17 protein-coding genes are annotated in these 21,922 nt (G+C 71.5%); 8 read left to right on the forward strand and 9 right to left on the reverse strand.

Translation table 11 applies throughout. From position 1 onward, the window contains the following. Positions 1 to 2 precede the first annotated feature (2 nt). Entirely contained in the window at positions 3 to 932 is a 930-nt protein-coding gene (locus ACFXJ8_RS09535; protein WP_379643381.1) for an ABC transporter ATP-binding protein, read from the forward strand. After that, a complete protein-coding gene (locus tag ACFXJ8_RS09540) occupies positions 922 to 1,620 on the forward strand; it encodes an ABC transporter ATP-binding protein (RefSeq protein ID WP_379643382.1) in 699 nt (232 codons plus the stop codon). The genes ACFXJ8_RS09535 and ACFXJ8_RS09540 overlap by 11 nt, the downstream gene beginning before the upstream one ends. On the opposite strand, the gene ACFXJ8_RS09545 is transcribed toward ACFXJ8_RS09540, so the two are convergent. After that, positions 1,577 to 2,749 (reverse strand): MFS transporter, encoded by a 1,173-nt coding sequence (locus ACFXJ8_RS09545; protein ID WP_379643383.1) that lies wholly within the window; start codon positions 2,747 to 2,749, stop codon positions 1,577 to 1,579. The genes ACFXJ8_RS09540 and ACFXJ8_RS09545 overlap by 44 nt on opposite strands. A gap of 121 nt (positions 2,750 to 2,870) precedes the next feature. Here ACFXJ8_RS09545 and ACFXJ8_RS09550 point away from each other — a divergent pair, with 121 nt between their 5' ends. After that, positions 2,871 to 3,287, forward strand: coding sequence for a MarR family winged helix-turn-helix transcriptional regulator (locus tag ACFXJ8_RS09550; RefSeq protein WP_379643384.1), 417 nt, complete (start codon positions 2,871 to 2,873; stop codon positions 3,285 to 3,287). A gap of 29 nt (positions 3,288 to 3,316) precedes the next feature. Here the strand turns inward: ACFXJ8_RS09550 and holA are convergent, their stop codons facing one another. Together holA and ACFXJ8_RS09560 are read right to left on the reverse strand one after the other, a co-directional pair. Continuing rightward, a complete protein-coding gene (gene holA / locus ACFXJ8_RS09555; RefSeq protein ID WP_379643385.1) occupies positions 3,317 to 4,255 on the reverse strand; it encodes a DNA polymerase III subunit delta in 939 nt (312 codons plus the stop codon). Positions 4,256 to 4,861: 606 nt separating this feature from the next. Continuing rightward, entirely contained in the window at positions 4,862 to 5,830 is a 969-nt protein-coding gene (locus tag ACFXJ8_RS09560) for an AraC family transcriptional regulator (RefSeq protein ID WP_379643386.1), read from the reverse strand. 70 nt (positions 5,831 to 5,900) lie between these two features. Between ACFXJ8_RS09560 and ACFXJ8_RS09565 the strand changes: the two genes are divergently transcribed. After that, entirely contained in the window at positions 5,901 to 7,226 is a 1,326-nt protein-coding gene (locus ACFXJ8_RS09565) for an NmrA family NAD(P)-binding protein (protein WP_379643387.1), read from the forward strand. Then, positions 7,223 to 7,702 (forward strand): DUF4440 domain-containing protein, encoded by a 480-nt coding sequence (locus tag ACFXJ8_RS09570; RefSeq protein WP_379643388.1) that lies wholly within the window; start codon positions 7,223 to 7,225, stop codon positions 7,700 to 7,702. The genes ACFXJ8_RS09565 and ACFXJ8_RS09570 overlap by 4 nt, the downstream gene beginning before the upstream one ends. Before the next feature lie 243 nt (positions 7,703 to 7,945). On the opposite strand, the gene ACFXJ8_RS09575 is transcribed toward ACFXJ8_RS09570, so the two are convergent. The 6 genes from ACFXJ8_RS09575 to ACFXJ8_RS09600 form a co-directional block, all read right to left on the reverse strand. Continuing rightward, positions 7,946 to 10,555: a ComEC/Rec2 family competence protein gene (locus ACFXJ8_RS09575; RefSeq protein WP_379643389.1), complete on the reverse strand. Its 2,610-nt coding sequence runs from the start codon at positions 10,553 to 10,555 to the stop codon at positions 7,946 to 7,948. A gap of 587 nt (positions 10,556 to 11,142) precedes the next feature. Next, positions 11,143 to 11,928, reverse strand: a complete 786-nt coding sequence (locus ACFXJ8_RS09580; protein WP_379643390.1) for a helix-hairpin-helix domain-containing protein — start codon at positions 11,926 to 11,928, stop codon at positions 11,143 to 11,145. A 936-nt stretch (positions 11,929 to 12,864) separates the two neighbouring features. Continuing rightward, positions 12,865 to 13,698, reverse strand: coding sequence for a DegV family protein (locus tag ACFXJ8_RS09585; RefSeq protein WP_379643391.1), 834 nt, complete (start codon positions 13,696 to 13,698; stop codon positions 12,865 to 12,867). 14 nt (positions 13,699 to 13,712) lie between these two features. Beyond that, entirely contained in the window at positions 13,713 to 14,921 is a 1,209-nt protein-coding gene (gene hutI / locus ACFXJ8_RS09590) for an imidazolonepropionase (protein WP_379643392.1), read from the reverse strand. A gap of 397 nt (positions 14,922 to 15,318) precedes the next feature. Then, positions 15,319 to 16,773 carry a GTPase HflX gene (hflX, locus tag ACFXJ8_RS09595; RefSeq protein WP_379643551.1) on the reverse strand — a complete coding sequence of 485 codons (1,455 nt, stop codon included), beginning with the start codon at positions 16,771 to 16,773 and terminating at the stop codon, positions 15,319 to 15,321. A 73-nt stretch (positions 16,774 to 16,846) separates the two neighbouring features. Further along, entirely contained in the window at positions 16,847 to 17,539 is a 693-nt protein-coding gene (locus tag ACFXJ8_RS09600; RefSeq protein ID WP_379643393.1) for a DUF4097 family beta strand repeat-containing protein, read from the reverse strand. A 146-nt stretch (positions 17,540 to 17,685) separates the two neighbouring features. Here ACFXJ8_RS09600 and aceB point away from each other — a divergent pair, with 146 nt between their 5' ends. Genes aceB through ACFXJ8_RS09615 form a run of 3 tightly spaced genes read left to right on the forward strand, consistent with a single transcriptional unit; the run spans position 17,686 to position 21,920 of the window. After that, positions 17,686 to 19,263, forward strand: coding sequence for a malate synthase A (gene aceB / locus ACFXJ8_RS09605; protein WP_379643394.1), 1,578 nt, complete (start codon positions 17,686 to 17,688; stop codon positions 19,261 to 19,263). Between the two features lie 48 nt (positions 19,264 to 19,311). Further along, a complete protein-coding gene (locus tag ACFXJ8_RS09610) occupies positions 19,312 to 20,754 on the forward strand; it encodes an FAD-linked oxidase C-terminal domain-containing protein (protein WP_379643395.1) in 1,443 nt (480 codons plus the stop codon). After that, entirely contained in the window at positions 20,751 to 21,920 is a 1,170-nt protein-coding gene (locus tag ACFXJ8_RS09615) for an FAD-binding oxidoreductase (protein WP_379643396.1), read from the forward strand. Before ACFXJ8_RS09610 ends, ACFXJ8_RS09615 begins: the two co-directional genes overlap by 4 nt. Positions 21,921 to 21,922: the final 2 nt, after the last annotated feature.

Below are 21,922 nucleotides of genomic sequence, written 5' to 3' on the forward strand. Positions count from 1 at the left end.
CAGTGACGAACACCCCCACCATGTCCGACCTGGAGGCGCAGGCCACCAAGGAGCGCGCCGTCTTCGGCGGTGACGCGCACATCGTCTGCGACAACCTCGTGCGCATCTACAAGACCGAGGGCGTCGAGGTCGTCGCCCTCCAGGGTCTCGACCTGCTGATCCAGAAGGGCGAGCTGATCGCGATCGTCGGCGCGTCGGGCTCGGGCAAGTCCACGCTGCTCAACGTGCTGTCGGGGCTCGACGTGCCGACCGCGGGCCTGGCCAGGGTGGCAGGCATGGACCTGCTGTCGATGACGGCCAAGGACCGGCTGCGCTACCGGCGCGAGGTCGTCGGCTTCATCTGGCAGCAGACCGCGCGCAACCTGCTCCCCTACCTGATCGCGCGGGAGAACGTCGAGCTGCCGATGCGGCTGGCGGGCCGGAGTCGCAAGGACCGCGCGATGGAGCTGCTGACGCTGCTGGGCGTCGACTACTGCGCGGGCAGGAAGCCGTCGGAGATGTCGGGCGGCGAGCAGCAGCGCGTGGCGATCGCCGTGGCGCTGGCCAACTCGCCGCAGCTCATCCTGGCCGACGAGCCGACCGGCGAGCTCGACAGCGACACCTCGGAGGAGGTGTTCGAGGCGCTGCGCAGGGCCAACAGGGAGCTCGGCGTCACCGTGGTCATCGTGACGCACGACGCGCTGGTGTCGGAGCAGGTCGACAGGACCATCGGCATCCGCGACGGCCGTACCAGCAGTGAGACGCTGCGCAGGGAAGGCGCCGAGGGCGAGATCATCGCCGAGGAGTACGCCGTCCTCGACCGCGTCGGCCGCCTCCAACTGCCGCGCGACTTCATGAACGCCCTCGACATGGAGCGCAGGGTGCGTCTCGAGCTCGAGTCCGACCACATCGGCGTGTGGCCGTCCCGTGAGGAGTCCTCCGATGAGCAGTGAACCGCTGGTGGTCGTGGAGGGCCTGCGCAAGGTCTACCGGACGGGGCCTAAGGAGGTCGTCGCGCTGCGCGAGGTCTCCTTCACCGCCCACCCCGGCGAACTGGTGGCGATCAGGGGCAGGTCGGGTTCGGGCAAGACCACGCTGCTGAACCAGATCGGCGGCCTGGACAAGCCCGACGCCGGACGCGTGGTCGTGGCGGGGCAGGAAGTGACCGCGCTACCCGAGGACCAGCTGCTCGCGCTGCGCAGGGACGTGGTCGGCTTCGTGTTCCAGTCCTTCGGGCTGATTCCCGTGCTGTCGGCTGCCGAGAACGTCGGCGTGCCGATGCGCCTGACCCGCACGCCCGTCGACGAGCGGGACCGGCGGGTACGCATGCTGCTGTCCCTGGTCGGGCTCGAACAGCACGCCAACCAGCGCCCCTACGAGCTGTCGGGCGGGCAGCGCCAGCGCGTGGCGATCGCCAGGTCGCTGGCCAACCGGCCGCGCCTGCTGGTGGCCGACGAGCCGACGGGGCAGCTCGACTCGCAGACCGGGCGGCAGATCATGCAGCTCATCAGGGCGCTGGTGCGCAGCGAGGGCGTCACCGCGCTGGTTGCCACCCATGACCAGAGCCTGATCGCGCTGGCCGACAGGGTGCTGGAGATCAGCGACGGGGTGCTGCGAGAGGCGGCGCTTCAGCAGTCCTGACCTCCCGTACGGCCAGCACGCCCAGGCTGGCCGCCGCCACCGCGACCGCGGCGACCCACAGCGGCAGCGCCGTACCGGCCCATCCGGCCAGCGGGGCGGCGATGGCCAGGCCCAGCGGACGGCTGGCGAACGAGATCAGCGAATCGAACGAGCGCACCCTGCCCAGCGCCTCCACCGGAATCCGGTCGGCGACGACGGTCTCCCACAGCGGCACCAGGATGCCGAGGCCGAACATCGCGATGCCGTAGGCGAGCGCCACCGCCCACCCGTCCATCGGCACGGCCAGCGCCGCCAGGGGCGCCGCGTAGAGCGAGGCGCCCACGGCGCAGCCGACGAGCGGGCTGCGCAGAGGCAGGCGGGGCGCGGCGAACACGCCCGCGAGCATGCCGACCGTGCCGGACTGCACGACGATCACCCACATCGCCTCGCCGCCCCGGACGGTGATCAGCGGGCCGAGCGTGAGGAAGAGTCCCGCGCAGAAGTGCCACACGCCGTGGCCCATGACGCTCACCAGGAACCACGGGCGGCGCCTGATCTCCTGCCAGCCCCTCGACAGCGACGGCTTGCCGGTGGGGGCGGCGCTGGCCGTACGGACGCCGCCGAGGGTGACCGCGGAGGCGGCGAAGAGGGCGGCGGTGGCCATCGAGGCCCAGCCGGGCCCCGCGCCGAGGATCAGCGCTCCGGCGACGGCGGGCGCGGCCACGGCCGACAGGCTGGTGGCCAGGCTGATGCGGGCGTTGGCGCGCAGCCGCGCCGGTCCCTCCACGGTCGCGGCCACCAGCCTGGGTACGGCGGGCGTGCCGAACGCGACCGCGGCGCCGGTGATCGCCGCGAGCACCGCCAGGTCGGCGATGCGCTCCACGCCTGCCAGCAGTTCCACGCCGATCGCCGTCTGGGCCGCGCACCTGGTCAGGTCGGCGAGCAGCGCGACGCGTTCGGGCGGGAAGCGGTCGGCGAGCACGCCGCCGAACGGCAGCAGCACCAGCATCGGGACCAGCTCGCAGGCCAGCACGAGTCCCAGGTCGGCGCCGTCGCCGGTGATCCTGAGCACGACGAGGGTCAGCGTGGTCGGGATGAGCGCGGTCGCCAGCGCGGACAGGGCGCGGCCGATCACTAGTCTGGTGAGCATGGCCCCGAAGATTAGTTCGTCAGCGAATGTTTCGTCAACGTATGATTCTGTTGACGAGCATCTGGCGCGCTGGCATGGCAAGGCGCCCTACGACGAGCGGACGGAGGCGATCGTCACGCGGATGCAGCTCCTGGTGAAGCACGTCCGGCTCGCGAAGGAGGCGGCGCTGGCCGAGGTCGGGATCCAGGACTTCGAGTTCGAGACGCTGCACAGGCTCGCGGCCCGGGACTCGCGGCGGGCGACGCCGTCGGAGCTGGCGAACGAGCTGATGCTGTCGCCCGCGGGGATGACCGGACGGATCGACACGCTGGAGAAGGCGGGGTTGGTGCGCAGGATCCGCAGCGAGGAGGACCGGCGCAGGGTCGACGTGGCGCTCACCGGCAAGGGGCACGAGCGGTGGAAGGCGGCGATGGACGTCAGGGCGACGGCCGAGGCGTCGATGGTGGCGGCGCTGGAGCCGGGCGAGCAGGAGACACTCGACGGGCTCCTCAAGCGCATGCTGGTGACCGTGGAAACCGCCCGCCGCTCGCCCGCTTAGGGATCACCCGCTCCCACCGGAGGGTTTTGTCAGCGGCCGTTCCTGCTCGCCACGATCGTCTGGATGGCGTGCTCGAGCGCGTAGGCGGGGTCGGCGCCGCCGCCCTTGACCTGCTCGTCGGCGTCCGCGACCGCCATCAGCGCGGCGGACAGCCCCTCGGGCCCCCACCCCCTGAGCTGCCGCTTGGCGTTGTTGACCTGCCACGGGGCCATGCCGAGCTGCGCGGGCTGCACATTGCGCCCCGCCCCGCCCACCTTGGCCAGCGACCGCAACGACCGCGCCAGCGCGCTGACCAGCAGCACCGGTGCCACGCCCGTGCCGAGCGCCCAGCGCACCTGCTCCAACGCGTCCGCCAAACGGCCCTCCACCGCCGAGTCGGCAACCGTGAACCCGCTCACCTCCGCCCGGCCCTTGTGGTAGCGGGCGACGGCGTTCAGGTCGACACTCTTGGCCTCGGTGTCGAACATCAGCTGACTGCAGGCCGCGGCCAGCTCCCGCAGGTCGTTGCCCACCGCGTCGAGCAACGCCTGGGCGGCCTCACCGGTGATCGCGCGGCCCGCGCGCTTGAACTCGCTCTTCATGAAGTCGAGGCGTTCGGCGGGCTTGGTGAGCTTGGTGACGGTGACGATATCGGCCTTGGTCTTCTTGATCCCGTCGATCAGCGCCTTGCCCTTGACGCCGCCCGGATGCACCAGCACGAGGACCGCGTCGTCGGCGGGATTCTTGGCGTAGGCGACGATCTCGGCGATCGTGTCCTTGGACAGGTCCTGCGCGGACCTGATCACCACCACCGACCTGTCGCCGAACAGCGAGGGCGAGGTCAGGCGGGTCAGCTCGCCGGGCTCGACCTTGCCGCCGACCAGATCGTGCACCTCCGCGCCCGCGTCCTGCGCCCGCGCGGCGCCGACCACGACGCCGACGGCCCGCTCGGCCAGCAACTCCTCGTCCCCGACCACCAACGTCACCATGCGGTCAATTCTCCTGCACTCCCGTACTCCGACGTTCCATCTCCGGGACTCCATTACTCCGGCCCCGGCACTCCGGAGGTTCCGTTACTCCGGCACCCCCCGAGACTCCGGCGGTTCTGTTGTTCCGGCACCCCCGAGACTCCGGGGATTCTGTTGTTCCGGCACCCCCCGAGACTCCGGGGATTCTGTTGTTCCGGCTATTCCGGCCCTGGGGACTCGGGGGTTCCGGCATTCCCGGCACCCCGCGACTCCGAGTGTTCCGGCATTCTCGGCACTCCGGCCCCCGGGCTTCGATACGGCAAGCACCCGACAGGCCACCGCGGTCACCGCTGACCGCCCGTCCATCACGCTACTGCGGGCCCACGTGCCCGGCCGCCGTTACGTGGATCCCCCACCCACCTTCCATCATCGAACGCCCGCCACCGCCCGGCTCTCCCTGCCCCCGAGACACCGCCATCCCGAGCCGCGTCATCCGCACGGCGGCACCGCCTGGTCGCGCCCCGAGAAGGCCGTGCCCGCCTGCGAAACCACCACCGAAGACGCCCTCACCCGCAGCACCTCCCCGACGACGCCGCCACGCCAGCAGCACATCACCTGGAGGCTGGATCACCGCGGCGCCGGAGCCCCTGGGGCGGTGGCGAGTTCGGCCGGACGTACTCCGCCCGAGCGCCGGTACTCTCCCGGCGTCTGCCCGCTCCACTGGCGGAAGGCCAGGTGGAAGCCCACCCCCGACCGATATCCCACCCGCTCGGCGATCCGGCTGTGCGGCAGCGCCGACTCCTTCAGCAACCGCGCCGCCTCCTGCATCCGCCTGCCCGTCAGATGCCGCATCGGCGCCTCTCCCACCAGCTCGCGGAAGCTCGCCGCGAACGCCGACCGCGACAACCCCGCCTCCCCCGCCAACGACTCCAGCGTCCACGGCTCGGCGAACCTCGTGTGCACCGCCAGCAACGCCCTGCTGATCTCCGGATGCCGGAGAGCGTGCAGCACAGGGGTGTCCAGATCGTTCAACGCCACCCGCAGCGCCAGCACGAACACGAGCTCGAACGCCCGCAACGCCACCAGCGCCGCGCCCGGCTCACCACCCGCCCACTCCCCAGCCAGCATGTCGAGCGTGCCGGACAGCAGCGGCTGGCCTTCGACCAGCTCTCGGTCCAGCACGAGCACCGGCGGCAACGCCTGGTACAGCGGGGCCGCCGCCGCCCCGTCGTAGTGCAGCCCTCCGCACAGCATCGTGGTGATCTCGCCGGGGCCGTCGATCTCCACCGTCCGCACCGCGCCAGGCTCACGCCGGGGCAGCATCGAGGCCAGCGGCACCGTCGGCCTGCCCGGCCGGTCGGCCAGGCGATGGGCGGTTCCGTGCGGGAAGACGGCCAGGTCACCCGCGCGCAGCCGTACCGGCTCGGGTGCCTCGGGCAGCTCCACCGTGCACTCGCCCTCCTGCACGTAGTGGAGCAGCGCGCAGTTCTCGCGCTCGCCCGCCACTCCCCACGGCGCGTGCGCCGACCACCGGCTGTGGAAGACGCCGTGCAGCCGAAGCGGTGCCAGCAGCTCGCTCAGCAGATCTTCGTCCACGGACGATCCTTAAATGCTTGGCGACTCTTCTTTATGGATCGTAAGGGTAGGGGTCGGCAGTCTGGTCGACATGAACGTTCTCGTGATCGGAGCCACCGGCGCCCAAGGCGGTGCCACGGCTCGACGCCTGGTCAGCCTGGGACATGCGGTGAGCGGCTTGTCCAGGACCGGCATCGGGCTTCCCGACGGCGTGAAGCCCGCGATCGGCGACCTCGCGGACGCGGCCGCCGTACGAGCCGCTTTCGACGGGGTGACGCATGCCAGCGTGCTGCTGCCCATGGTCTATGACGCCGCCATCGTCGAGTCGTACGTGGGTAACATCGCCGCGGCGGCCGCCGAGGTGGGACTGCGACGGTTGGTGTTCAACACGGGCAACCGCATCCCGTCCTGGCCCACCGCCGTGGCGGCTTTCGAGACGCGGAGAGCCGCGGAGTCGGCATTGGCGGCGTCAGGAGTGCCGACCGTGGTGCTGCGCCCGCCCGTGTACCTGGACAACCTGTCCGCGCCGTGGGTGGTGGAGCCGCTCGTCCGCGAAGGGGTGCTCCGGTACCCGCTGCCCGCGCACGTGCCGGTCTCCTGGCTCAGCCACGACGACCTCGCCACCGCCACTGTCGCCGCCCTCACCTCTCCCGATCTCTTCCCCACCGCTTCCACTGCCACCGAAGACCCTGCCGTCACCTCTTCCACTACCAACCGTCCCACCGCCTCCCCTTCCACCACCACAACCCCGCGTGCCACCCTCCCTCCCACCACCGCCGATCTCCCGCCCACCGCCGCTTCCAACGCCATCGATCTCGACACCACCCCAACTCCCGCCACCATCGGCGTCCAGACCATTACCGCCTCCGCCACCGGCCACCACACCACCGACGCTCCCTCCACCACCGACCTCGGCACAGCCGCCGCTCCCGCTCCCACCGACCTCCATAGCGTCGCCGCTCCCACCACAACCGGGTTCCAGACCACCACCGCTTCCGCCAGCGGCCTCGACACCACCGCTGCTCCCGCCACGACCGACCACCACACCACCGGCCCGTTCGCCGCGACGGGTCACCCCTCCACCGGCCTTCGCCCCGCCGCCGCGCCGTTCCTTGCCCTGGACCTCAGCGGTCCCGATGTCGTGACGGGGCCCGAACTCGCCGCCGCCTTCGCCACCGTCCTGGGCCACCCCGTCCGGTATGAGGCCCAGGAGATCGACGAGTTCGAGGCAGGCCTGGCCCTCACCTTCGGCCCGTCCACCGCGGGAGCCGTCGCCTCGACCTACCGCTGGGTCGCCGAGAAGGACCACACCCTCTACGGCCGGAGCTCCGCCGACGTCGAGAGCACTCTCGGCGTCCGCCTCACCCGACTGCGCGACTGGATCGCCTCACGCCCCTGGAAGGATCTCGCTCGTTGACCATCAACACCCCGCATCCCACGCCCCTGCGGAAGGGTGTCTCCCCTGTGGAGGCCACCGCCTGCCAGGCGGAGATCGTCCGCCACCACGAGACCATCGAGGGCTGGCTCAACGGACGCGCACCGCGATCCGACCTCGATGTGTTCGCCAGCGCTCACAGCTCCGACTTCGCCTACACCAGCCCCGACGGCCGGACGCTGCCGATGCCCGACCTGATGGCCATGATCGAATCGGCCCACGGTGCTGCACCCTCCCTCGTGATCGAGATCCGCGACGTAGAGGTCGTGGCCAGCGCCGACACCGTGGTGGTGGCCACGTACGAGGAGCGCCACTACGGCCCCGACCCTCGCAACCGCCGTGCCACCGTGGTCTTCGTTCGCGACGCCGACGCTCCCCATGGACTGCGCTGGCGCCACCTCCACGAGACCTGGATCCAGCACGACACGGCACCTCGTCCACCCGGCCAAACCTCCTGAGACCGCCACCCAACTGGACCGACCCCCAGACCCGGTTCCAGCACAAAGCAGCACGTCAACCATCCGGCCCCACCCCGCGCAGACCACCGCACCCCACGGATGCTGCGAAGGACACCCCCCGCTGCGGTGTCCACTAACGTGCACCGGCTTCGGGCATGGGGTGCCGACGGTGACGACCCACACCCGACCCCGGCGAAGGTTCGTTGACACGCGCTGGACCTGGATCCAGCGGGAAGCGGCGCATCATCCATCGGGTCGCCCCCTGGACACCACCACGAGGCGGCCCGACTGGTCGACGACGGCGAGGGCGCCGGACTGGTCGGTGCGGTGGACGCGCATGCCGAGCCGATGCAGCAGCCCCACCGTGCGCGGTGCCGGGTGCCCGTACCCGTTGTCCGAGCCAACACTGATCAACGCCGCCCTCGCTCCGATCGCGGCGAGGAAGCGCGGGTCCTGCCGTACGGACCCGTGGTGGGGGACCTTGAGCAGGTCGGCGCGGGGTAAGCCGGTCCGCAACAGCTCCACCTGCGCCTCCGTCTCGACGTCGCCACTGAGCAGGATGGAGCCCGCCGCCCACCGCACGAGGAGGACGACACTCTCGTTGTTGATCACACTGCCCTCGCCTGGACCACTGGGCAGGGAGCCTGGTGACGGGCCGAGGACGTTCAGCTCGGACGGCCCGAAACGCCACCGGGTGCCAGGTATGGCGACCCATTCGGGGATACGGCGTCGGGTCAGGTCGTTCGAGATGCGGGCGGACTCGGCGGCGGGGGCGCGGCCCGGGCTGACGACGACCGCGCCCACCCGCCGGCCCGACCTGAAGACCCCGTCGAGGCCGCCCACATGGTCGCGGTGCGGGTGGGTGAGGATGACCAGCGGTATTTCGCGGATGTCCAGATCGCGGAGGCAACGGTCCACCAGTGTGGGGTCGGGTCCGGTGTCCACGACGACCGCTCTGCCCGGTCCTGCGGCTATCGCGAGCGCGTCACCCTGCCCGACGTCGCATACCACGAACAGCCACCGAGACGGCGGCCATGGGGCGATCACCGGTCCCGCGATGAGGAGGGTGGCCATGCCTGCCGTACCCATGATCAGGACGATGGTTCGCGCGCCCGCGCGCCGTAGGAGGGGGATCGCCACCGCGGCCGCCCCGGCCAGCAGGAGCAGGCCGGGCAGGCCACCCGGCCAGGGCAGATCGGCGAGCGGGACGCGGGCCGCGTGCTCGGCCACGGTGATGATCCAGCCGACCGCGTAGCCCGCGGGGACCACGAGCATCCGCGCCAGATCCGCGGACACCGGCGCCACCAGCGCCGCCGCGAACCCGATGACCGTCGCGGGCGCGACCGCCGGACCCGCCAGGAGGTTGGCGGGCACCGCGACCAGCTGCAGCTGCCCTGCCATGAGCACCAGCACCGGGGTCACCGCCGCCTGCGCCGCCGCGGGTACGGCCACGGCCTCGGCGGCCCAGCGCGGCATCCGGGTCGCCAGCCTGTCGCGCCATCGGGGCGCGAGCAGCAGGATGCCGCCGGTCGCGCTGACCGACAGCGCGAAGCCGTACTCGCGGGCCAGACCGGGATCGAACATGATCAACAGCAGCACCGTCGCCGAGAGCGCCGCGACACCGTCGCGTGCGCGGCCCGTGCCCAGCGCGATCGCTCCCACCAGGCCCATCAGCAGCGCCCGCAACACGCTGGGCGAGGGGCGCGCCACGACCGCGAACCCGAGCATGGCGATCCCCGCGAGCACCGCCCGTACGGCGAGCGGCATCCCCGCCAGCCGCGACAGCGCGACCACCGCCCCCGACATGATCGCGAGATTGGCGCCGCTGACGGCGGTGAGATGACTGAGGCCCGCATCCCTGAAGTCAGCGCTGACGTTCGGGTCCATCCGCGATACGTCGCCCACGACGAGGCCGGGCAGCAGGCCGCGTTGGTCGGGCGGCAGGACGTCCGCCGCGCGGCGCAGCCCCGCCCGCAACTCGCCTGCGGCGCTCTGCAGACCCGAGGGCGCGGACAGGACCGTCGGCGGGCCGCGCACGAGAAGGACGGCGCCGACGAGCTCGCCCCGCTCCGCGGGACCCAGCCTGCCGGTCACGCGCAGGCGCTGGCTGGGCAGGAGCGAACGCCATCCGCCGCCCGATCCGAACACGACCACAGGCGTGTGTACGGCAAGCCGCCCGTCCGGGGTGTCGAGGGATTCGAGAGTGGCCTCGACGACCACGCTTTCGCCGTGGAAGGCGGCCTTGGCGCGCCTCACCCGGGGGTCGCCGGTGAGCACGATCTCGCCGTGCACGGTGGCGTTCCTGGCCGCCAGTTCGGCGATCGGGCCGGTGGTGACGGCATGCACACGGAACGCCACTCCTGCCGAGGTCGCCGCGACGCAGGCGAGCACGGCGACGGCCACATTGAGCCAGACGGCGGAGCGTCGTTGCCCGTTATCTGCGGGTGGGCCCAGTTGGGGGACGCTGGACGGCGCGTGCCACCAACCGTGGAGCGGTATGCGTGAAGTGAGCGTGTCATTGCGGTGGGCGGCCGCTGCCGAGCGGAGCACAATGCGGCGGCAGGCGAGCGTTTTGGCGCCCAGGGCGGCCACTGCCGCGCGAGGCACAGTACGGCGGCAGGCGACCGCGACGGCGCCCACGGCGGCCACCGCCGCGCAGGTCGCGCCGACCGGTGCGGGGCAGCCCAGCAGCACCAGCGCCGTCGCCCATGAGGCGAGCGCGGGTAGCACCAGGACCAGCGAGTAGGGCGGTTGGGTCGCACCACCTCCGTCCTGAGCGGCGCGCACATCCGGCCCGCCCGGCACCGACGCGGGCTGGTGGCCATGCTTCGACGGCGGCACTCGTTTCGTCACCTCCTGCCCATCCGAACGCGTCCTCGGTGTTCACTGGCATACGGTCCACAGACCCGACCCATGCGCAGGCCGTCCGACCGCATTCCCCAACTCCACGCGGGCGCCGCCCACACACCACGCCCATGCGAGCCGACCGCATCCCCCGACTCCACGCGGACATTGCCGCCCACATGTCCCCGCCCACACCGTCCGACCGCATCCCCCAAGTCCACGCGGACACTGCCGCCCACAGACCCACGCCTATGCCAGCCGAGCGCATCCTCCGCGCCCGTGCGGAGGCAGCCGCTTGCCTTCATGCGCACGCCACGCCCGAACCCACCCGTCGTGTCTTTGAGCCCAGCTCCATGCCAAGCTGCATGCGCCCTCTCAAGGCCCGCACGCCCCAAAGCCCACGCGACATGTGCACGCAACCTGAGCTCCCCCGGTGCCGCCGGACGCGATCTCACGCCGACCCGGGCGCGCGCTTCCAGGACCCACGCAGGACGCCGCCACACGAACAACGCACGCTCCAACCCGTACAGGGCCATGCCCGCGCCCGCCTGGACACGGTCCTCGGATCCAGACTCCCTCCCGCTGGTTGGGTGGTGTCAGACGCGGACCTTGTCCTTCAGTTCGGCGTATTTGCGCTCACCGATACCGGTGACGTCGCGGAGCTGGTCGACGCTGCGGAATCCGCCATGGGTGGTGCGGAACTCCGCTATGCGGGCTGCGAGCACCTCGCCTACTCCTGGTAACTGCTCGAGCTGGTCTGTGGTGGCCGTGTTGAGGTCGAGGATGTCGGCGACGGGCGCGGCGGCGACCGTTCCGCCTGCGCTTGGGGCGCCTGGTGCGCCGACGACGATCTGCTCGCCGTCGATCAGGCGTCTGGCGAGGTTGACCGATCCGGTGGGGGTTCCGGTGCGTACGCCTCCCGCCGCCTGGACGGCGTCGGCGACCCGGGATCCGGTGGGGAGGGTGTAGACGCCCGGCTTTCGTACCTTGCCCGCGACGTGGACCAGCACCGACGACGTGACCGATGGGGTGGCGATGACGGCGGGGGATGCGGCCGATCCACTGATCGGGGGTGGGGCGGCGAGGGGTTCGGGGGTGGGGCTGGCGCGCCAGGCGTAGATGCCGCCGATGAGGGCTGCGACGAGACCGAGGGCCACGAGGACACGCAGACCTGGGCGTCCGGGGTCGAGTGCGGGAGCCTGGGCGGTGACGGCCGCGCGGAAGGCGGCGAAGGAGGACGGGACGGGCGGCGAGAGGTTGGCTCGGGCGTCGTCGGGTCGATCGTGACCGGGTGCGCGGGATTCGCGGCGTGTTCGATGGGTGGTGGAGGACGGAAGGGCGAAGTCGTCGTCATCATCCCGCCACCAGTGGGAGGGGTGCATGGCAAGGTCGCCGTCATCACCCCGCGACCGTCGGGAGGAGCGCGTGGCAAGGTCGTCGCGATGGTCCCCCGACCAGTGGGAAGGGTGCGTGGCAAGGTCGCCGTCATCACCCCGCGACCCGCGGGAGGAGCGCGTGACGAGGTCGTCGGCTCGCGGCCTACGGGGGGTCGAGGGAAGGTCGTCAGACGCCCCGGGAGAGGCCGCCGTGTCCACCGGACCGCGGCTTGGGATCCGCCGCGACTCCGAAGGCGAGACGAGGCTCGGCGCCCACGCGGTGAGGCCGTCGGCTGGAGGCCTACGGAGAACGGATGGGAGGCCGGCTGGGACCTCCTGGGAGGCGGGCGGGTCCACGGGCGCATGGCCTCCGCTCCGCGACAACGACGAAAGCGGGACGACGCTCGACGCCCCCACAGAGGGGTCGGCTGCAGGAATCGAGGGGAGATCGCCCGACGCCGCGGGAGAGGCCGCCGGGTCCCCAGGGCCATGATCTCCGGCCCGCGACGACGAAAGCGGGACGACGTTCGGCGCCCCCGCAGAAGGGCCGTCGTGTGGAGGAAGGATCGAGGAGAGGTCGCTTGACGCCTCAGCGGAGAGGCGAGGATCCGCGGGGCCGTGGCTTGGGGTCCGCCGCGACGCCGAAGGCGGGACGAGGCTCGGTGCCCACGCGGAGAGGTCGTCGGCGGAGATCTGGCGCGACGGCAGCGTGGCATCACCCCGCACCCGCCCGATGGGCTCGTGCCCACGGGGAAGAGGGACATCGCCCATCTGGACGGAGTCGCCGGCCGCGGAGGGGACGCCGCCACGGGCGCGCCGGAGCCGCCGCAGCCGCCTGACGGCCACGGCTCGTTCGACGTTCTCCTCTGAGTTCCGCACACGCGGAAAGGTAGGCCACCCACCCCACCGGCCAACCGGCCGAACCCGGTTCTGTGGATAACGTCAGGACGAGGGCGACACCGTGATGCCCAGCGCTCCGGGCCCCACGTGGACGCCGATCACCGCCCCGACCTCGACCACGCTCAGCCGTACCAGCTTCCGCAGCCGCTTGGCCAGCCGCTCCGCCAGCGCCTCGGCTCGTCCCTGCGCGGACAGGTGCTGGACGGCCACGTCGACCGGCTCCTCCCCCGCCGCCCCGAATCCCGCCGCGGCCACGGCCAGGTCCTCCAGCCGGGCGATGGCCCGCGCGGCCGTGCGGACCTTCTCCAGCGGCACGATCCGCCCGCCGTCGATCCGCAGCAGTGGCTTGATCGCCAGCGCCGAGCCGACGAGTGTCGCCGCCGCCCCGATGCGTCCGCCTCGGCGCAGGTATTCGAGGGTGTCGACGTAGAAGTACGTCTGGGTGCGCGCGGCCGACGTCCTGGCGATCGTCGCGACCTCCTCCAGTGTCCGCCCGGCGCCGGCGGCCCGCACGGCGGCCAGGACGGGGAAGCCGAGACCCATCGCGATCGACCTGCTGTCGACCACCTCGACGGGACCTGCGGCCTCCGCGGCGGCCAGCCGGGCGGCTTCCGCCGTACCAGACAGGTCGCCGGAAAGGTGCACCGAGACCACCCCGGAGGCACCGGAGGAGAACGCCTCGGCGTAGACCTCGGCGAAGCGGTGGGGTGCGGGGCGGGAGGTGGTCACGGGGGTCCACTCGCCGATGCCGGCCTGCGTCCCCTCGTCGTACGGCCGGCCGCCCACGATCACCTGGAGCGGCACCACCGTCACCCCTGGGGGTACGGCCGGCAGGTAGGCCGTGGAGTCGGTGACGATCGCGACCGAAGGTGGCATACCGGAAAGGTTAACTACTGGACCGGGGTCCCGCCCCGCCAGACCCGGCGCGGCTTGAGCCCGAAGGACCAGGCGAAGGCGCCCTCGTGGTCGGCGTCCCACTGGACGATGTCGGCCAGCCGTCCGGGCGCGAGCACGCCCCTGTCGGGCGCGCCGAGCACGGTGGCGCCGCCGAGGGTGGCCGCGCGCAGCGCGTCGCCGACGCTCATCCCGAACGCCGCCACGGCCAGGCTGATGACCAGCGACATCGAGGTGATGCCGCAGTGTCCGGGGTTGTGGTCGCTGCCGAGCGCGATCGTGACGCCCTGGGAGATCATCCGGCGGACCGGCGGAAGGCTGCCGCGCTGCATCGCGGTGGCGGGGCAGAGCACGGCGGGCACGCCGTAGCGGGAAAGGACCGCGATGTCCTCGTCGGAGGTGTGGTGGAGCAGGTCGGCCGAGGCGCAGCCGAGCTCGGCGGCCAGTTGGACGGCGCCGCGGCGGCTGTAGGCGCCGGCGTGGACGCGGGGCAGCAGGCCCACGTTGCGCCCCGAGGCCAGCACCCAGCGCGACTCCTCGGTGGTGAAGTGGCCCTCGTCGCAGTAGACGTCAACGCTGTCGGCGCCCGCGGCGGCCGCGTCGGCGCACCAGGCGCCCACGGCCTCGACGTAGTCGCGCTGGCGGCCGAAGTATTCCGGCGGCACGACGTGCGCGGCGAGGAAGGTGACGTGCACGCGCGGCATCATCGGCTCCTTCTCCAGCTCGCGCAGGAGCCGCACGTCGGCCAGTTCGCCGTCGCGGGTGAGGTGGTAGCCGGTCTTGGCCTCGACCGTGGTGGTGCCGCTGAGCAGCCATGAGCGCAGCCGCTCGCGCACGCCGTTGCAGAGGGTCCACGGGTCGGTGCCGCGGGTCACGGTGACGGTGGAGGCGATGCCGCCGCCGGCCGCGTTGATCGCCGAGGAGGAGGAACCGCTGGAGCGCATGGCCATCTCGGCGTAGCGGTTGCCGGCGTAGACGGGGTGGGTGTGGGCGTCGATGAGGCCGGGGGTGACGAGCGCGCCGCTGAGGTTTTCGACCTGGTCGACGTCGACGATGTCGTCGACGACGCCGGGGACGCTCTGCGGCAGGTCGGCCGCACGGCCCACCCAGGCGATGCGGTCGTTGTGCACGAGGAGGGCCGCGTTGCTGATGACGTCGTTGCCGGTCCACATGCGGCCGATGTTGGTGAGCAGCCGAACGGTCATCGCACCACCCCGCACTTGGGCAGCGGACAGCGAGCGGCGGCTGCCGCGCCCACTGAGTCCGCTCCGGGTCCGGCCGACATCGGGGGTCTCCTGTCTCATCCGCACTGATGGTGCGGTGACCGGTCGCCGGGGCTCATGATCCGGCGATTTCAGTTCAGTTACGTTATTTCACAGGTCGGCTCGCTGTACAGAGTTATTCGGAAGAAAGCATGCGCACCAAAACAACGCATGTGTCCCTTGGGGCGGGCGACATCACTCGCAGCAGCCATCTCGATACCCGCGCCATCAGTGTCGTAAGGCTTGGTTTATGGTAGCAATCCAAGCGTTCAAGAACCACTGCGGCTTTTGTCCGAGAATGAGAAAATCGCGCGGGGAATCCCCGCGCGATTTTCGCAGCTCACACCCGCTCGACGGGCTTGCCCACCTGTTCCAGATCGTGGAAGAGGCTCGGCAGCACGCGAGCGTGGAGGATGGTGCCCTCGCCGACGTGCTCGACGGAGATCACCTCGCCCTCCGCGTGCGCCCGGGAGATCAGGTCTCCCCTGTCGTACGGCACCAGCATGGACACCTCGTGGTCCAGCCTGGGCAGCTCGCGCTCGATCGCGGCCATCAGCTCGTCGAGCCCCGCGCCCGTGCGGGCCGAGACGACGACGCTGTCGCGCTCGCTCCTGGTGAGCCGGTCGAGCACCTCCTGATCGGCGGCGTCGGCCTTGTTGATCACCACGATCTCGGGCACGTCGAGCGCGCCCTCGATCTCGGAGAACACCTGGCGGACCGCGCTGAGCTGGCCCTCGGGATCGGGGTGCGAGCCGTCGACCACGTGGAGGATCAGGTCGGCGTCGGCGACCTCCTCGAGCGTGGAGCGGAACGCCTCGATCAGCTGGGTCGGCAGCAGCCGTACGAACCCGACGGTGTCGGCGATCGTGAACAGCCTGCCCTCCGGCGTACGCGCCTTGCGCACGGTCGGATCGAGGGTGGCGAACAGCGCGTCCTCGACCAGCACGCCCGCGCCGGTGACGCGGTTGAGCAGCGAGGACTTGCCCGCGTTGGTGTAGCCGGCGATGGCGACGGCAGGGACCTCGCGGCCCGCCCTGTGCGCGCGCATGGTCTCGCGCGCGGTGGACATGCCGGCGATCTGGCGGCGGAGCTTGGCCATGCGCTCGCGGATGCGGCGGCGGTCCAGCTCGATCTTGGTCTCACCGGGACCGCGGCCGCCGATGCCCACGCCGCCGGCGGCGCGACCGCCGACCTGCCTGGACAGGTTGCCACCCCAGCCACGCAGGCGCGGCAGGAGGTACTGCAGCTGGGCCAGCTCGACCTGGGCCTTGCCCTCGCGGCTCTTGGCGTGCTGGGCGAAGATGTCGAGGATCAGCGCCGTGCGGTCGATGACCTTGACCTTCACCACTTCTTCGAGCTGGCGCAGCTGGCCGGGGCTCAGCTCGCCGTCGCAGATCACGGTGTCGGCGCCGGTCGACTCGACCACGTCGCGCAGCTCGAGCGCCTTGCCCGAGCCGATGTAGGTGGCGGGATCGGGGCTCTGCCGCCGCTGGATGAGGCCGTCGAGGACCTCTGAGCCCGCGGTCTCGGCCAGGAGCTTGAGCTCCATGAGCGAGTTGTCGGCTTCGGCCGCCGTGCCCGAGGTCCAGACGCCCACGAGGACGACCCGCTCCAGCCGTAGCTGACGGTACTCGACCTCGGTGACGTCCTGAAGTTCGGTGGACAGACCCGCCACACGGCGGAGCGCGTTGCGCTCTTCCAGATCCAGCTCGCCGAGCTCGACGTCATCGACGTCGTCGAAGGCGGCGTTGGCAGCGGAGTCACGCGTGTAGCGAGTACGGGAGTCGTTGTGCATTCGTGTCATCTCTAAGAGGGAACGTTCGGACGTCCCAGAATCATCCCCGACGTGCGGCCACTCAGTCACCTGGTTAAAGCGGGAGAACCCGCACGTCGCCGGAGCCGGTGGTGACCAGGACCTTGCGCGGCGCGTTGGCGTCGTCGGTCACCTTCACCTGGGCGTCGCCGGAACCGGTGTCGGTGGTGACGTCGTACGGCCCCGAGGGGAGGTAGAGCGTGGCGTCGCCGGAGCCCGCCTCCACCTCCACGTTGTCGGGCTGGCCCGCGAACTTCAGCTCGATCGAGCCCGAACCGGTCTCGGCGAGGACGCGCTTGCCCTTGAGCCCGTTGGCGTCGATCTCGCCCGAGCCCGCCTTCGCCTCGATCTCCCCTGTCAGCGAGCGCAGGCTGACGTCGCCGGAGCCGGCGTCGGCCTTGACCTTGAGGCCCTTGGGGATCTCGATCGTGTAGTCGACCCAGCAGCCGTCGTAGTCCTTGCAGTCGTAGAAGAGCGCGAGGGTGTCGCCGCTGACCTCGTGCGTGACCTCGGGCGGGTGGTCCTTCCAGTGCCGCTTCTCCGTGACCTTGACCCCGGTCCTGTCGGTCTCGGTGACCACGATGTCGCCCGCCCCGCTCTTGACGTCGAGGACGGCGACCTTGTCCGACACCACGTAGGTCTCGGTCTTCTCGTCGGCGGCGTTGCCCGTCCCGACGACCGCGCAGCCGGTCAGCGCCGTGGCGGCGACCGCCAGCGCACCCAGGGCGATCACGCCTTTCGTCGTCATACCTCCATGCTCTCTCGGCGAGGGGAAAGGCAGCATCGGGGATCCCCCTTGCCTTGTCCCGGACCGACCCCGTGAAGTAGCGTCGCTTCCATAATCCAGAACTGTTTTTCCATCATGTGGAAACCACGATGCGGAAAGAGGCTCCAATGGAGATCACCGGCCCGATGCTCGACCGGTTCGAGGAGATCCTCACGCCGGAGGCGCTGGCCTTCGTGGCGGAGCTCCACCGGAAGTTCGACGCCAGGCGCCTGGAGCTCCTGGAAGCGCGGCAGGCCAGGCAGGCCGAGCTGTCGGCCGGCGGCACGCTCGACTTCCTCGCCGAGACCAAGGCGGTCAGGGAGGGCGACTGGCAGGTCGCGCCGCCCGCGCCGGGCCTTGAGGACCGCAGGGTCGAGATCACCGGGCCGGTCGACCGCAAGATGACCATCAACGCCCTCAACTCCGGGGCCAAGGTGTGGCTGGCCGACTTCGAGGACGCCAACTCCCCGCTGTGGGAGAACTCCGTCAGCGGCCAGCTCAACCTGCGCGACGCGCTCGACCGCACGATCGACTTCGAGACCGGCGGCAAGAGCTACACGCTCAAGCCCGACGCCGAGCTGGCCACCATCGTCGTGCGGCCGCGCGGCTGGCACCTCAACGAGAAGCACGCCCTGGTCGACGGGCAGGAGGTCGCGGCCTCCCTGTTCGACTTCGGCCTCTACCTCTTCCACTGCGCGTCGCGGCAGATCGCCAAGGGCAAAGGCCCCTACTTCTACCTGCCGAAGATGGAGTCGCACCTGGAGGCCCGCCTCTGGAACGACGTCTTCGTCCACGCCCAGCGCGCCCTCGGCCTGGACAACGGCACGATCAGGGCGACCGTGCTGATCGAGACCTATCCGGCCGCGTTCGAGATGGAGGAGATCCTCTACGAGCTGCGCGACCACTCCGCCGGGCTCAACGCGGGCCGCTGGGACTACCTGTTCAGCGTCATCAAGAAGTTCCGCACCAGGGGCCGCGAGTTCCTGCTGCCCGAGCGCAACGCGGTGACGATGACCGCGCCGTTCATGCGCGCCTACACCGAGCTGCTGGTGCGCAGCTGCCACAAGCGGGGCGCCCACGCCATCGGCGGCATGGCCGCCTTCATCCCCAGCCGCAGGGACCCGGAGGTCAACGCCGTCGCCCTCGACAAGGTCAGGTCCGACAAGACGCGCGAGTCGGGCGACGGCTTCGACGGCTCGTGGGTGGCCCACCCCGACCTGGTGCCGATCTGCCGCGAGGTCTTCACCGCCGTGCTCGGCGACCGGCCCAACCAGCTCGACCGGCTCCGCGAGGACGTCGAGGTGTCGGCCGCCGACCTGCTCAACGTCTCCGCCACCCCCGGCGACATCACCGAGAACGGCCTGCGCAACAACGTGGACGTCGCCCTGCGCTACCTGGCCGCCTGGATGGGCGGGCTCGGCGCGGTCGCCATCCACAACCTCATGGAGGACGCGGCCACCGCCGAGATCTCCCGCTCCCAGATCTGGCAGTGGATCCACAACGGCATCACGCTCGCCGACAGCGGCGCGCTGGTGACCAAGGAACTGGTCGAGCAGATCATCGCGGAGGAGCTCGCCAAGATCGCCGCCGAGCCCGGCTACGACGAGCGGCTGTACGGCCAGGCCGAGGCGTTGTTCAAGGAGGTCGCGCTCAACGACGACTTCGCCGAGTTCCTCACCCTGCCCGCCTATGCCCGAATGCCGTAGCTTTCTGACCCGGGACCGGCCGGAGCGCCCGGTCCCGGGGAGGTGTCCATGATCTCGAACGCGCTCACCGAGGGCCTGCGGGCGTTCCTGCCGGACGACTCGGTGATCACCGATCCGGTGCGGCTGCGCACCTACGAGTGCGACGGCCTCACCTATCACCGTGCCGTGCCGGGCGTCGCCGTCCTGCCCGAGAGCGCCGCGCAGGTCGCGGCGGTGGTCAGGCTGTGCAACGAGTACGGCGTGCCGTTCGTGGCGCGCGGCTCCGGCACGGGCCTTTCCGGCGGCGCGCTCCCCCGCACCGACGGCGTGCTGATCGTCACCTCGCGGATGCGGTCGATCGTGGAGATCGACCTGCCCAACCGCAGGGCCGTCGTCGAGCCGGGCGTGACGAACCTGGCGATCACCGAGGCGGTCCGCGACCAGGGCTACTACTACGCGCCCGACCCCTCCAGCCAGCAGATCTGCTCGATCGGCGGCAACGTGGCGGAGAACTCCGGCGGCGCGCACTGCCTGAAGTACGGCTTCACCGTCAACCACGTCGAGGCCTGCGAGATCGTCACGCCCGACGGCGACATCGTCGTCCTCGACCGCCACGACCCCGGCTACGACCTGCTCGGCACGTTCGTCGGGTCCGAGGGCACGCTGGGGATCACGACCAAGGTGACCGTACGGCTCAGCCGCGCTCCCGAGACCGTGACCACGGTGCTGGCGGCCTTCGACAGCATCGAGCGCGGCGGCGAGGCGGTGTCGGCGATCATCGCGGCGGGCATCGTGCCCGCGGCGATCGAGATGATGGACGCGCTGGCCATCGCCGCCGCCGAGGCCGCCGTCGCCTGCCGCTACCCGGAGGGCGCGGGCGCCGTGCTGATCGTCGAGCTGGACGGGCCGCGTGCGGAGGTCGAGACGCAGTTCGAGCAGCTCGAGAAGATCTGCTCGGGCGCCTTCGAGCTGCGGGTGGCCGCGAGCGCCGAGGAGCGGGCGGCGATCTGGAAGGGCCGCAAGTCGGCCTTCGCCGCGGTCGGGCGCATCAGCCCCGCCTACATCGTCCAGGACGGCGTGGTGCCGCGCACCGCGCTGCCCGCGGTCCTGGCCGGCATCGACAGGCTCTCCCACGAGCACGGCATCAGGGTCGCCAACGTCTTCCACGCCGGTGACGGCAACCTGCACCCGCTGGTGCTGTTCGACGACGCCGAGCCGGGCGCGGGCGAGCGGGCCGAGATCGTCTCAGGCCGGATCCTCGACCTGTGCATCGAGCACGGCGGCTCGATCACCGGCGAGCACGGCGTGGGCGTCGACAAGGCCCGGTACATGCCGAGGATGTTCTCGGCCGACGACCTCGACACCATGCAGCTCGTCAGGTGCGCGTTCGACCCGCGCGGGCTGTCGAACCCGGGCAAGGTGTTCCCCACACCGCGCCTGTGCGGCGAGGTGCCGGGCGTGCGCAAGGGCGTGCACCCGCTGGTCGAGTCCGGAAAGGCGGAGCAGTTTTGAGGCCGAGCGGTGCCACCGTCAGGCAGGCGGGCCCGGACGACGAGGTGGCGGGCGTGCGGCCGCGCTGGGTCGCGCTGCCCGAGAGCACCGAGGAGGTCGCCGCCGTCCTGAGGTCGGCCGCCGAACAGGACCTGGCCGTCGTCCCCGTCGGCGGGGGCTCCAAGCTGCACTGGGGCCCGCCGCCCGAGCGCTGCGACGTGCTGCTCGACACCTGCTGCCTCAACCAGGTCGTCGAGCACGCCTCGGGCGACCTGGTGGTGAAGGTGCAGGCGGGCGTCACCATGGACGCGCTGGCCGCCGCTCTGGCCACGCGCGGCCAGGAGCTGGCGCTCGACGTCCCGGTGGAGGGCGCGACCGTCGGCGGCACGCTCGCCACCGCGACGGCCGGCCCCCGTTCCTTCCGGTACGGCACGGCCCGCGACCTGCTCATCGGCATCACCGTCGTCCTGGCCGACGGCACCGTCGCCCGCTCGGGCGGCAAGGTGGTCAAGAACGTCGCCGGCTACGACCTCGGCAAGCTCTTCACCGGCTCGCACGGCACGCTCGGCGTGATCGCCGACGCGACGTTCCGCCTCCACCCGCGGGCCGCCGACCGCCGTTGGGTGACCGTGCGCCAGGTAGACGACCCGGGCTCGCTCGCCACCGTCCTGGCCGCCTCCCAGGCCGAGCCCGCGGCCATCGAGGTCGACCGGGCGGGCGACGACGGGCGGGCCGAGCTGGCCGTCCTGGTGGAGGGCACGGCCGCCCTGCCCCGCGCGCAGGCCCTCGCCGCCCTGACCGGCGGCGCGGCCACCATCGAGGAGCGCCCTCCCTCGTGGTGGGGTGTCCTGCCCGACGAGGAGGTGCTGCTGGAGGTGCGCTTCCCGCCCTCACGCGCCGACCAGGTCCTTCGGGCGACGCTCGGTCTTGGCGCGGCGGTGGCGCGCGGCTCCCTGGCCTCGGGGGCCCTGTGGCTCGGCGGCGACGAGCGGCTGGTGGCGAACGTGCCGCCGCTGCGGGAACGGCTCGGCGAGCTCGGCGGCAGGGTCACCGTGGTGGCCGCTCCGCCGTACCAGGGGGTGGACAGGTGGGGTGACATCAGCGCGCTGCCGCTGATGCGGCGCGTGAAGGAACGTTTCGATCCCGGGCGCAGGATGTCTCCCGGCAGGTTCGTGGGAGGGATCTGACC

Source organism: Nonomuraea sp. NPDC059194 (assembly GCF_042754765.1).
In the GTDB taxonomy this organism is placed as follows: Bacteria; Actinomycetota; Actinomycetes; order Streptosporangiales; family Streptosporangiaceae; genus Nonomuraea.

Excerpts from the sequence above, each read along its gene's own strand:
- ACFXJ8_RS09540 (WP_379643382.1), top strand. The coding sequence starts at position 922 with ATGAGCAGTGAACCGCTGGTGGTCGTGGAGGGCCTGCGCAAGGTCTAC.
- ACFXJ8_RS09545 (WP_379643383.1), bottom strand. The coding sequence starts at position 2,749 with ATGCTCACCAGACTAGTGATCGGCCGCGCCCTGTCCGCGCTGGCGACC.
- ACFXJ8_RS09550 (WP_379643384.1), top strand. The coding sequence starts at position 2,871 with ATGCAGCTCCTGGTGAAGCACGTCCGGCTCGCGAAGGAGGCGGCGCTG.
- holA (WP_379643385.1), bottom strand. The coding sequence starts at position 4,255 with ATGGTGACGTTGGTGGTCGGGGACGAGGAGTTGCTGGCCGAGCGGGCC.
- ACFXJ8_RS09565 (WP_379643387.1), top strand. The coding sequence starts at position 5,901 with ATGAACGTTCTCGTGATCGGAGCCACCGGCGCCCAAGGCGGTGCCACG.
- ACFXJ8_RS09580 (WP_379643390.1), bottom strand. The coding sequence starts at position 11,928 with ATGCACCCCTCCCACTGGTGGCGGGATGATGACGACGACTTCGCCCTT.
- ACFXJ8_RS09585 (WP_379643391.1), bottom strand. The coding sequence starts at position 13,698 with ATGCCACCTTCGGTCGCGATCGTCACCGACTCCACGGCCTACCTGCCG.
- hutI (WP_379643392.1), bottom strand. The coding sequence starts at position 14,921 with ATGACCGTTCGGCTGCTCACCAACATCGGCCGCATGTGGACCGGCAAC.
- hflX (WP_379643551.1), bottom strand. The coding sequence starts at position 16,773 with ATGCACAACGACTCCCGTACTCGCTACACGCGTGACTCCGCTGCCAAC.
- ACFXJ8_RS09600 (WP_379643393.1), bottom strand. The coding sequence starts at position 17,539 with ATGACGACGAAAGGCGTGATCGCCCTGGGTGCGCTGGCGGTCGCCGCC.
- aceB (WP_379643394.1), top strand. The coding sequence starts at position 17,686 with ATGGAGATCACCGGCCCGATGCTCGACCGGTTCGAGGAGATCCTCACG.
- ACFXJ8_RS09610 (WP_379643395.1), top strand. The coding sequence starts at position 19,312 with ATGATCTCGAACGCGCTCACCGAGGGCCTGCGGGCGTTCCTGCCGGAC.